Origin of the sequence: Bacteroides propionicigenes, assembly GCF_018390535.1 — a bacterium.
GTDB lineage: Bacteria > Bacteroidota > Bacteroidia > Bacteroidales > Bacteroidaceae > Bacteroides > Bacteroides propionicigenes.
Genome location: NZ_JAHBBW010000013.1, coordinates 105327 through 118069 on the forward strand (window position 1 = coordinate 105327; position 12743 = coordinate 118069).

At 45.3% G+C, this 12743-nt stretch carries 6 protein-coding genes; 3 read left to right on the forward strand and 3 right to left on the reverse strand.

What is annotated here, in order from left to right:
• Positions 1-3 precede the first annotated feature (3 nt).
• Positions 4-4050, reverse strand: coding sequence for a two-component regulator propeller domain-containing protein (locus KG118_RS14570; RefSeq protein WP_117710872.1), 4047 nt, complete (start codon positions 4048-4050; stop codon positions 4-6).
• Positions 4051-4091: 41 nt separating this feature from the next.
• Positions 4092-5993 carry a hypothetical protein gene (locus KG118_RS14575; protein ID WP_117710967.1) on the reverse strand — a complete coding sequence of 634 codons (1902 nt, stop codon included), beginning with the start codon at positions 5991-5993 and terminating at the stop codon, positions 4092-4094.
• Positions 5994-6231: 238 nt separating this feature from the next.
• Here KG118_RS14575 and KG118_RS14580 point away from each other — a divergent pair, with 238 nt between their 5' ends.
• On the forward strand, positions 6232-8199 hold the full coding sequence (locus tag KG118_RS14580; protein ID WP_117710873.1) for a sulfatase family protein: 1968 nt from the start codon (positions 6232-6234) through the stop codon (positions 8197-8199).
• 16 nt (positions 8200-8215) lie between these two features.
• Here the strand turns inward: KG118_RS14580 and KG118_RS14585 are convergent, their stop codons facing one another.
• Positions 8216-9574 carry an MATE family efflux transporter gene (locus KG118_RS14585; protein ID WP_117710874.1) on the reverse strand — a complete coding sequence of 453 codons (1359 nt, stop codon included), beginning with the start codon at positions 9572-9574 and terminating at the stop codon, positions 8216-8218.
• A 445-nt stretch (positions 9575-10019) separates the two neighbouring features.
• Between KG118_RS14585 and lysS the strand changes: the two genes are divergently transcribed.
• Positions 10020-11744 carry a lysine--tRNA ligase gene (gene lysS / locus KG118_RS14590; RefSeq protein ID WP_117710875.1) on the forward strand — a complete coding sequence of 575 codons (1725 nt, stop codon included), beginning with the start codon at positions 10020-10022 and terminating at the stop codon, positions 11742-11744.
• Positions 11745-11747: 3 nt separating this feature from the next.
• Positions 11748-12743: an NAD(P)H-dependent glycerol-3-phosphate dehydrogenase gene (locus KG118_RS14595; RefSeq protein ID WP_117710876.1), complete on the forward strand. Its 996-nt coding sequence runs from the start codon at positions 11748-11750 to the stop codon at positions 12741-12743.

The window sequence follows — 12743 nt, forward strand, 5'->3', positions numbered from 1 at the left end:
ACATCATATATTATTTTTCCCATACTCCGTAGGCAAACATCCCATATATTTCTTAAAACGCGCGGCAAAATAAGAAGGCGAGTTATAACCTACCATAAAACTAATCTCCGAAACAGAATATTTACCCTCTTTCAATAATTGACACGCACGGTTAAATCTTATTTTATGGATAAAGTCTATAGCTGACTTACCGGTAATCGCTTTCAACTTCAAATGAAGATTAGAACGGCTCATGTTCATTTCCCTGGCAAACAATTCGGTTGAGAATTCCACATTATCCATATTCTTCTCGATGATAGTTATAGCTCTTCTTAATAACTCTTCATCCATTGTATTATTCGCCAGCTTCTCAGGCTCCACTTCCGTTGTATTGGAGTAGCGTTCAAAAACACGATAACGAGTACGCAACACATTCAGAATCTTAGTTTTCAGAATGGGCATGGAGAAAGGTTTAGGAATATAATCATCCGCTCCGACTTGAAGTCCCTCCAACTGATATTTTATGTCAGCCTTTGCCGACAACATATATACGGGGATATGGCAAGTACGTATATTTTGTTTTATAGCTTTACATAATTTCACGCCATCCATTACAGGCATCATTACATCAGTAATAACCAAATCGACCTCTTGCCCTTTCAACAAATCCAATGCCTTCTGCCCATTATCCGCTTCCAACAAGCTAAAATCACTTGACAACCCACCTACCAAATATTGTCGAAGTTCCTGATTATCATCCACAACCAAGACAGTACCCCGTTTTTCCTTTTCTTCATCTGTCAACACACTGGTCTCCGACAGTTCTTCATCGCCAACATAGATATCATGCGCATTTGTATAGTAGGCGCGCTGCTCTTCCGAATCGCCTTCCTGTTGAAGCAATTCCTCGGAACTATACACCGATTTATCCTGTGGAATATAAACTGAAAAGGTCGACCCTTCACCCACTTTACTTTCTAAAACAATCCGCCCATGATGTAGCTCTACCAACCGCTGAACTAAAGACAAACCGATGCCGCTTCCTTCATGTCCGTTTTCTACCTGATAAAAACGTTCGAATATCTTTTTCTGTTTTTCTTCCGGGATACCGACACCTGTATCAATGACCTGCAAAACAAGATTAGTATCTTCTTTATAAAGCCGTACCGTGATACATTCTCCTTTTTCTGTATACTTAAAGGCGTTTGAAAGCAGGTTATTTACAATTAAATCCAAATAAGTTTCATCAAACAACAGTTCTTCATCCTGCAATTCCGTATACAGATTATAATCTATATCTTTCCGTTTTGACAAGCTTTCATAATTCAGGAAGCAATTCAGTACCTTCTTATAAGCATTAGCATATATCGGTCTTAACTTAAAAATTCCCAATTCGGCACGGCGATAATCCATGAGCTGATTGACCAAATGCAGCAAACGATTGGTATTACGTTGAATATACGATAATTTTTCATGCTCCCAATGCCCTTTAATACGCTCTAAAAGTTCTTGTAACGGAGCAACAATTAAAGTAAGAGGGGTGCGAAGTTCATGGGAGATGTCAATATAAAAACGAATTTTCATCTGGCTGATTTCTTCCTGCTTCTCTTTATCCAACCGCTCCATTAGGATCTCAGCCTGCATATTTTTGCGCAACCAGAAAAAGCGCAATATACCAAACAACAATGCCGCACACAAAACAACCAACACGGAAATCGCCCACCAGGTACGATACCATACCGGAAGCACCCGTATATGGAGAGCTTCGAGCACCTCACTCCATTTTCCATCATTATTGGCGGCTTTTAAATAGAATGTATAGTCTCCTGCAGGCAGGTTTGAGTAAGAAACCAGATTTATATTATCCTGGCTGTACCATGAATCATTATACCCTTCCAACTTATAGGCAAAAGTGTTATGCTTTCCGGCAATATAGTTTGAAACGACAAATGAAATAGCAAAAGAACTCTGAGAAGAAGTCAATGTTATATAATCTCCGATCTCTATACATTTCTTCAGGATACCGGTTTCATCACCGGGCAGCACCTCTTTATTGGATACATACAACTTATTTACAACCGGCTTGGGAGAATACGGATTGTCTATAAGCGTTTCGGGACGAAATGAAGTAATCCCGTTAATTCCTCCAAAAAGCATATTTCCATTACTGATGCGGCAAAAAGAACCGGCATTGAACTGATTGCTCTGCAAGCCGTCTACTATAGTAAAATTACGCAATTTTCTATTTTCCGGGTTCAGACAGCTCAAACCCTGATTGGTACTTATCCACAAACGTCCATAGCTATCTTCCAATATGCCATAAATAACATTGCTCGGCAGACCGTCTGCTGTTGTATATTGCAGAAAGTCTTTTGTACTTTCTTTCAGGGCAAAGAGTCCATTACGTGTTCCAACCCATATATGCCCGGATGCAGATTCATAAAAACAATTGATAAAAGACCTCTGCAATATGGGAGCAATGTCATAATCCGTATTGATTGTCAAAGATGTATTGGTTTGATTATAAATTGAAAGCCCCATTTCTCCTCCTGCCCAGATACGTCTTTTCGAATCCCGGAACAACACACCATTAAACTCTTGCAGACGATGCCCTTTACTGTCTCTATCCACCGTCTGAAAATGATTATTAGCTATATCATAATGGATTAAAGCATTCAACGATGCTATCCAAAGCCCTCCATACCCGTCCGGTAAAATAGAATAAACATTATTACTGGGCAAATCGCTGTTTTGGGTATTAAAGAATCTTTGTTGTCCTGTCCTACGGTTCAGCACAATCATGCCGCCGGCATGTGCTCCGATATATATATTATCAGTCCGCTCATCCACATAAACCGTTTTTATATCTTTGGAAGACGTAGCTTTGGATGAACCGGAATTCAATAAATAGCATTTATAAGTCTTCGATGCACTGTCATAAAAATTCAAGCCCCCTCCATTAGTCCCAATCCATAGGTTCTTTGCTTTATCCTCCACTATGCAACTGACCACATTATCACTGATTGAATTAGCGAATGGAATATGCTTAATATGCTGGAAGCGATTACATAAAGGATGATAATAATTCAATCCGCCCCAATAAGTGCCCAACCACATTCCGCCTTGCGAATCCATAAAGATGCTGCGGACAGAGTTCTGTGACAAACTCGCGTCCTGCACCATAGAATTCTTTATGGACAAAAAACGGTCTTTACTCTCTTCATAAATATTCAAACCGCCATAAGTACCAACCCACAACCGGTTTTGCTGATCCACAGCCAAAGAACGAACATAGTTTGAATTCAAGCCGGAATTTCCCTCCTCATGCCTATAATTCTTCAAAGCTTTAGACTTAGTATCATACATATACAGCCCTTCACCTTCCGTCGCTATCCATATCCGGCTAAACATTTGGCAGAAAATCGAATGTATCTGAACGCTCGCCGGCATATCCAATAGCTTCTCTAAGGTTCCTTTTGTTAAAGAATAAGCATAAAGCGCCTCTTTTGCCCCTATATAAATATTATCTCCTTGACGAACCATAGCGGTAGCACTCAGCAAATGTGCCGGATGCGGCAGCGTATCATTCAGAATACGCCCCTGATTAATGTCAAACAGTAATATTTCATTTGCCGTACCCAACATCAGATAATCCTCATTCATTGGTGCAATACAGGTGACAGCTACCTTATAGCCATTTCTTTTATAAACATAATTCGAGAAAGTGTCCTGATTCCGGTTATAAAGGGACAATCCCTCTCTTGTACCAATCCATACCCTTCCGGAGTCATCAACTGTGACGCAACGGCTAATATCGCAAGCTATGCTTTGGGGATTCGTATATTGATGCCGATAGACGGTAAAATTATAGCCATCGTACTTATTAACCCCGTCATAAGTAGCAAACCACAAATTACCTTCCTTATCCTGATTTATTCCGAATATCGTACAATGTGAAAGGCCTTCTTCCAAGCCAATATGTGTGAAATGCATATCGTCTATACCACCGGCATATCCGATACCGGCCAAGAATGCCCCAAAGAATGTTAACAAAGACCGAAGAATTCTCATATATATTACATATTAATACAGAACAAAGAAACAAAAATATATTAATTATATATGATTTTAACTTGAATTTTCTTATCTCCTTCCTCAGGCAGTACTTGCAAAGGTACAAAAGAAAAACCCGGTACGGGAACGAATATCCGTCCGTCCTTATCGGTCGGAGCGACTTTCAGCTGACCACTGACACAAACTACCTCCAAAATGCCATTCTCTTTTTGAACACGCATACCCTTCGGAGTAATAGTCACCACCTCTGAAGGAGAAGCGATAACCGGCAAGACCAAACAGGCCGTCAAAGGACAGTAATCCACTTCTATCAACAACCCTTGTTTGGAATATACATAATCCATGTTGACAGGTATTGAACCTTGAACCGGAGTTTGCTGGTCGGCATCTACCAAATGAGTATTGACATGGAAGCGATGCATATCTTTCTCCTTTACATAAGTTATATCCGTATCCAAGTCATCCAGATTACTGTAAACCGTTCCGTATTGCACCATTTCCACGCGAGGAGTTCCGCTCATGATATACTCACGACTATTACTCTGCATATTAGGTGCCTCTATCAGTTCGTACCGGTTTGTGGTAGCCGCAAATACCGGGCCTGCCTCTTCATGCCATAACAGCGAAACAGCTCCTCCCATCGGATGGGTCCCCTTTACCTTATATTCAGCGTCAAAGCCGGTACATGTAGAACGCCACGGACCTTCTGCAACCAACCAAGTACGAATATCCCGGAAATATTTCACTCCATAAGCCGTGTCGCGTGGCAAAGCCTTGTACTGCTGTGTCTTGACAGGCGGAAGCTCCAAAAAGGCAGTCAATGCTTTGGCATGCCCAAATGTATGATGAATGCACGCCGGAATTCCGGAGGCTTGATAGTCGCGTCCTGCATGAAGCAAACCGTTATATGTTGATTTCTTCAATAACTGTATATTGCGGTTGATAGCTTCCAGATACTCCGGATGGTTATCCGCCATGGCATAATAACCGCCCATAAAACCGTCGCTTGTGCGTCCTCCCCAGTATGTCCACTTGAAGCTACGTGTCCCCCAACTGTTGTCCCATGCTCCGTCGGGCAGCATAAATTCCAAATGAGTGTTCATGGAACGTTCCACGACAGACAATAATTCCCGGTCGTTCACCATCAGAGCATAATAGGCAAAATTAGGCAAAGACTCCTCTATATTATAACCCAAATCTACAGGAAGGCAACCGTTTTTTGTAGGTGTCCATATCTTTGGTCCTTCACCGTACAGAAAGAAATCATTCGTCGTAAAGAACTTCTTTAAATCTGAAGCCACAATCCGGGCTTCTTCTTTAAAATCCGGACGGTTGAACATCTCGCCGAGAGCCTGCAAGGCATATGTCACCGAAGCCGAATAGTTCACATTATTCAGACGTTTCATTTTTCCCTGCATACGGCGGCTGTACATCTGGGGATTTTTCATCATAAATTCACCGGCTTCCAGTAATTGCCGTTTCCAATGATTCCGGGTGGAGTCATCCAACAGATGCCCATGATAATGCAAAGCCTCATACAAAGCGATAGCCGCAAACACAGTCGTCCCACTCCAATCCGACACATGAACGTCGTTCATCCAAGCCCCGTCCGGACGGTGCACATTTTCCATCCATTTCATCAGTTTTTTAGCGGCAAGCAGATATTTATCATTACCGGTTTTGTCCGCCAGATACATCAAGGGCAAAACGGTATCTCCTATCCGCCCGTGGATACGGGCACAGGCAGGACACAGAATGCCACCGTCAAGTACCGGATGCAGCCCTTCACATTGATAGGTCAGCAAAGCGTCCACCCACTCTACCAGCAATTTCTCCGCATCATTACGCAGGGATTTATCAGAATAAACAGGATTTCCGGCACGGACTTGTCCCGGGAAAGACAGCGCAAACACAAACACCGCTAAAACTATGTTTCTCATACCATTCATATTATTAGATTTATTTTTTCAAAAATAAAGCATTCCACGCATATGCCATCACTATTTTCTCCAATAGACCGCAACATACGTTTACCCGTTCCATAAATTTGTTGAATCATCATCAAATTTGTTGAATAATTATGTATGGAAACAATATTAGCAGTTTTTTGAACACATGAAATATACTTGTCAGCCCAAATGCCCTACCTTAGCGGTTATTACTAAAAACTGATATAATATGAAAAACTTCCCTTTATTAATGTGTTCTGTTTTTTGTGGACTGCACACTACCCAGGCAGATGCAGCAGACAGTAAAAAGAACGAAAGGCCCAATATCCTTTGGCTCACATTTGAAGACACCAGCGCATATGAATTCGGTTGTTACGGCAACAAGGATGTACATACGCCCAACGCGGACAGCCTTGCCACCCGCGGCATACAATTCATGAACGCATGGTCGGTGGCTCCGCAAAGTTCGGCTGCACGCTCATCACTGATTACCGGTTGTTACTCCTCCACCTACGGAATGGATGTGCATCCGGTGTCATATGATACTCCGGCAAACATCTTCTTCCCGCAATGGCTGCGTGAAGCCGGATATTACTGCACCAACAACAGCAAAACGCATTACAACTCCACCACAGACAACAAAAGTTGTTGGGATGAATGTACGACAACAGCCTCCTACAACAGTCCGAAACGCGGTGAAGACCAGCCCTTCTTTGCCGTATACAATACAGTAACCTCGCATATGGGGCGCATCCGTACTTTCCACACCGACGGACGAAGAGATTACACCACAGAGGGTATCTATCCCGAATTGCTCACCCTGCCCTCTTACGTGCCCGACCTGCCCGAAGTACGTTCCGACTATGCAGGCCATTTGGAAGCCGTACAAGATGTGGACACATGGCTGGGATTCTTCCTGAAAGACCTAAAGGAAAAAGGATTGGACGATAACACAATAATCTTCTTCTTCAGCGACCATGGAGGTTGTGTTCCACGCGGTAAGGGTTATTTATACGAAAGCGGCTTGAAAGTACCCATGATAGCCTATTTTCCACCCAAATGGCAACATCTGGCAGGAAAGAAAACATCCGGAAAAGAATACTCCTTGGTCAACTTCACAGACTTAGGTCCTACCGTACTCAGCCTTGCAGGCATAAAACCGCCCAAGCATATGCAAGGCAAGGCTTTATTCGGGAAGTACGCTTCCGATGAAAAGCGGGAAATTCAGTTCGCATTAGCGGCCAATCAGCTGCACCACTTCATGCCGGTACGCGCCGCAACCGACGGGCGATTTAAATACATCCGCAGCTACATACCTTACCGTCAGTTTGCCTTGCGAAATTACTACCAATGGGGCATGCCGTCCAACAAAGCATGGGACAAACTGGTCTTAGGCGGACATAACACCAACCCCGACTGGGCGCAAACCTTCAATGCTCATCCTGCCGAAATGCTGTTCGACCTTGAGAAGGACCCGGGTGAATTGCACAACCTGTCCGATTCTCCTGAATACGCAGAAGTGCTGGTAAAGATGCGTAAAGCTCTCTCCAACCATATCCGTGCCACCAAAGACTTGGGTTTCTTCATGCCTACTTCCCGCGAGAATGTGGTATTATATGATAAAGTGCGCAAAGAGAAATATCCTTTAGACGAACTGTATAATCTCGTAGAACTGGCAGGCACAGCCACAGCAAGCAATGCCCCCATATTCGAGAAAGCATTATCCAGCCAATATCCCGAAATGCGTTATTGGGCATCCGTTGGCTTGGCGCAACTGGGAAGCAAAGGAGAATTAAAAAGCTGCCCCGCCCCTCTGCTCGCCCTGCTGAATGATGCAGACCCCTACATAGCTTGCGAAGCCGCCTACGCAGCCGCCTATCTGGGAGAAACCGCCAAAGGAATCGAACTCCTGAATAATCCGGATAAAGAGGCTGACAGAAAAATCGGTTATTCTTTATTGGAATGCCTGTCTTTGGATAAAGCCATGCAACCCGCCATCCGCGTTCATCTGGCAGACTTGAAAGACAAAGCCGAAAATCTTCCGCGCAAAGCGAACGAAGATGCCGGACTTATGGCACGCGGTATTTTGGTCAATCTTGGCGAGATGGACATAAAGAATCTCCATGGTCCTGAATCCTACAAATTAGGATTAAAGCTGAATCACGGACGCAGGCCCATGGTTCCACTCCCCAACTGACGTATCCGCAAAGCCATCAAGCCCCCTGCGCCTGTGCCTTAAACTTTCGGAACTGCCACGTCAGCATTGCCGCCGCTATCAGGCTGGCCAGCAAGTCGGAAATCGGCATACTGTACCACACGCCTGCCGCACCGAAAAAACGAGGCAGAATTATCAGACAGGGGAGCAACACCACCATCTGGCGGGTAAGGGAAAGAAATATTGCCTTACTCGCCATTCCTATGCTCTGGAAGAAGTTGGCCGTAACCATTTGAAAGCCGATGATTGGGAAAAACATCACTACAATGCGCAACCCTTTTGCCGAAAGGTCTATCAGTTCGGCGTCCGATGTAAAGATACTGACCACCAAATCGGAGAACAGCATACCTACAATAAAGCCGAAAGTCGTGACCCCCGTTGCATAGATTATTGTCAGTTTCAGTGTCTTGGTGACACGTCCGTATTGTTTGGCGCCAAAATTATAGCCTGCAATGGGCTGCATTCCCTGATTCAACCCCATCACAATCATCACAATAATGAATACCAGCCGGTTGACAATACCAAAGGCACCGATAGCCAAATCGCCGCCATACTTTTTCAATCCCTGATTGATAAGGATTACGATGAAGCAGGCCGCCATATTCATCAAGAACGGAGACATACCGATAGCCAGCGAATCAAAGACAATCTTACGCTTCAACCGGAAGATGCCGCGATGAAAATGCAACAGTTCATCTTTGTTACTGAATATCTTGAGCTGCCACATCAAGGATATAACCTGCGCCACAATCGTGGCAATAGCCGCCCCGCGAATGCCCCATCCAAAACCATAGATAAACACCGGGTCGAGTATCGTGTTGATAACTACCGTAGCGATAGTGGCATACATCGCCTTCTGCGGATGTCCCGAAGAGCGCAGCACCGCATTCAATCCCAAATAAAGATGCGTAACGGCATTGCCGAGAAGGATAATCTGCATATAGTCGCGCGCATATCCCACGGTTTCGTCACTGCCGCCGAAGAAGTAAAGAATAGGGTCGAGGAATGCCATTACAGCCACCGTAAAAGCCACCCCCAGCAGGATATTCAGCACGAAAACATTGCCCAACACCCGTTGAGCCGTATCATAGTCTTTCTGCCCCAGCTTGACGGAAATCAGTGTAGACGCTCCTACACCGACCAGCGACCCGAAAGCTGCCGCAAGGTTCATCAACGGAAAAGTCAACGCCAACCCCGAAATAGCCATCGTACCCACGCCGTGGCCGATGAAAATACTATCCACCATATTATATAAGGAAGACGCCGTCATGGCAATAATTGCCGGTACGGCATACTGCATCAATAGTTTTCCAATATTCTCTGTACCCAACGCTGTGGGCGTTTTTTGTCCTGCCATACTTTTTACCTATTATTCGAGGGTGCAAAGGTACTCAAAATTCGTCAGGTGAGCAAGCGCCCCCGCTTCATCTTAAAGAAGAGCCACCCTTCCTCCTATCAGAAAAATATCAGGTATAGGGATGAAGGAAGGTTCAACCCGACTTTAAGTTTTATCTTTAGGTTGGAGATGCTCATCTTCAGGCTGGAGATACGCATCTTTAAGCTGGAGATACACATCTTTAGACTGAAGATAAAGTTCATCCCCTATCTTAGACAGGCTTTCCGGCGGAGTCAGACCATCTTCTTCCCTATCCGAAGCTATCTTTTTCCAAGACCTTGCCCGATGAATACTTAACAGCCCGCCACAGCGTACACGGTCCCTGCGGTGAATAAATTCCCCTAAAGGTTCGCTTTCTGAAAAATGTTTCGTATTTTTGTCCCCAAATTGAGTGAATTATAGCGAAATGAACGTATTAGAACTAAGTGAACAAGAAATCATTCGTCGCAACAGCATGAATGAACTTCGCGCGATGGGCATCGAACCCTATCCCGCAGCAGAGTATGTAACCAACGCTTTCTCTACCGATATCAAAAAAGAATTTCAAGATGACGCCGAACCGCGTCACGTATCCGTAGCCGGACGCATCATGAGCCGCCGTGTTATGGGGAAAGCGTCTTTTATCGAGTTACAGGACTCTAAAGGCCGTATCCAAGTATATATCACCCGCGACGACATCTGCCCGGGCGAAGACAAGGAAATGTATAATACCGTATTCAAACGCTTGCTCGATTTAGGCGACTTCATCGGCATCGAAGGCTTTGTATTCCGCACTCAAATGGGCGAAATCAGCATCCATGCCCAAAAGCTGACCGTGCTTGCCAAGAGTATCAAGCCGCTTCCTATCGTAAAATATAAGGATGGCGTGGCTTACGACTCGTTCGACGACCCGGAACTGCGTTACCGCCAGCGTTACGTAGACCTCATCGTGAACGACGGCGTCAAAGAAACGTTCCAGAAGCGCGCCACAATCATCAAGACCATGCGTGCCGTACTGGACGAAGCCGGCTATACGGAAGTGGAAACACCGATACTGCAATCCATCCCCGGCGGTGCAAGCGCACGCCCTTTCACAACCCACCACAACTCACTGGACATGGATCTCTACCTGCGCATCGCCACCGAGCTTTACCTGAAGAGACTCATCGTAGGCGGTTTTGAGGGTGTATACGAAATCGGAAAGAACTTCCGCAACGAGGGTATGGACAAAAACCACAACCCGGAATTTACTTGCGTAGAGCTGTACGTACAATATAAGGACTACAATTGGATGATGGGATTCACCGAGAAGCTCCTCGAACGCATCTGTATCGCGGTAAACGGCGGCACAGAGACTACCATCGACGGAAAGACCATCAGCTTCAAGGCTCCTTACCGCCGTCTGCCCATCTTGGATGCCATCAAGGAAAAGACCGGTTACGACCTCAACGGCAAGAGCGAGGAAGAAATCCGCCAGGTGTGCCGCGAACTGAAAATGGAGATTGACGACACCATGGGCAAAGGCAAGCTGATAGACGAAATCTTCGGCGAATTCTGTGAAGGCACATTCATACAGCCTACTTTCATCACCGACTATCCGGTGGAAATGAGCCCGCTGACCAAAATGCACCGCAGCAAACCGGGACTGACCGAACGCTTCGAACTGATGGTAAACGGCAAAGAGCTGGCCAACGCATACAGTGAGCTGAACGACCCCATCGACCAGGAAGAACGCTTCAAAGAGCAGTTGAAACTGAGTGAAAAGGGTGACGACGAGGCCATGTTTATCGACCAGGATTTCCTGAAAGCGCTGCAATACGGTATGCCTCCCACATCGGGTATCGGTATCGGCATCGACCGTCTGACCATGCTGATGACCGGACAGGCATTTATTCAGGAAGTATTGTTCTTCCCGCAGATGCGCCCCGAAAAGGTTACTCCGAAAGATGCGCCTGCCAAATTTATGGAATTGGGCATTCCGGAAGAATGGGTGGCAGTTATCCAGAAGGCCGGCTACAACTTGGTTAGCGACATGAAAGATGTAAACCCGCAAAAGTTGCATATGGACATTTGCGGCATCAACAAGAAATATAAATTAGAACTGGCAAATCCGACTGTGAAAGACGTGGAAGGTTGGGTTGAGAAAATCTAAGAAATGAAACTACCCGGTAAGATAGCCATTATGGGCGGAGGAAGCTGGGCCACTGCCATTGCTAAAATGGTATTGGCGCAAGAAGATACTATAAATTGGTATATGCGGCGCGATGACCGCATTGCCGATTTTAAGCGTCTCGGTCATAACCCTGCCTACCTGACGGGCGTCAAGTTTGATACCAAGCGTATCAATTTCAACTCAAACATCAACGATGTTGTCAAGGAATCGGATACGCTTATCTTTGTGACTCCTTCTCCTTATCTGAAAGCTCACTTAAAGAAGCTGAAGACAAAAATCAAGGATAAACTCATTATCACAGCCATCAAGGGTATCGTACCCGATGATAACGTGATTGTATCGGAATACTTCACGAAAGAATACGGTGTACCGGCGGAGAACATTGCCGTACTGGCAGGTCCCTGCCATGCGGAGGAGGTCGCACTCGAACGGCTTTCTTATCTCACGATAGCCTGTCCCGATATAGACAAGGCGGACAAGTTTTCCCGTCGTCTGGCAAGTTCATTCATCAAGACTTCCGTCAGCAACGACGTGGCCGGCATTGAATACGGTTCCGTACTCAAAAACGTATATGCCATTGCCGCAGGGATTTGCAGCGGTTTGAAGTATGGCGACAATTTCCAGGCGGTACTCATGTCCAACGCCATCCAAGAGATGGACCGCTTCCTGCAAACCGTACATCCGCTGAACAGAAACATCAGTGATTCTGTTTATCTGGGTGACATGCTGGTAACGGGATACTCCAACTTCAGCCGCAACCGCACGTTCGGTACGATGATAGGCAAGGGATATTCCGTAAAAAGCGCCCAGATAGAGATGGAAATGATAGCCGAAGGCTATTACGGAACCAAATGTATCAAGGAAATCAACAAGCATTATCACGTGAATATGCCGATACTGGATGCTGTGTACAACATCTTATACGAACGCATCTCACCGATGATTGAAATCAAGTTACTGACTGACTCTTTCCGGTAA

Bases quoted from the DNA above. Each gene is read 5' to 3' on its own strand.
- KG118_RS14580 (WP_117710873.1), top strand. From the start codon at position 6,232: ATGAAAAACTTCCCTTTATTAATGTGTTCTGTTTTTTGTGGACTGCAC.
- KG118_RS14570 (WP_117710872.1), bottom strand. From the start codon at position 4,050: ATGAGAATTCTTCGGTCTTTGTTAACATTCTTTGGGGCATTCTTGGCC.
- KG118_RS14575 (WP_117710967.1), bottom strand. From the start codon at position 5,993: ATGAGAAACATAGTTTTAGCGGTGTTTGTGTTTGCGCTGTCTTTCCCG.
- KG118_RS14585 (WP_117710874.1), bottom strand. From the start codon at position 9,574: ATGGCAGGACAAAAAACGCCCACAGCGTTGGGTACAGAGAATATTGGA.
- KG118_RS14595 (WP_117710876.1), top strand. From the start codon at position 11,748: ATGAAACTACCCGGTAAGATAGCCATTATGGGCGGAGGAAGCTGGGCC.
- lysS (WP_117710875.1), top strand. From the start codon at position 10,020: ATGAACGTATTAGAACTAAGTGAACAAGAAATCATTCGTCGCAACAGC.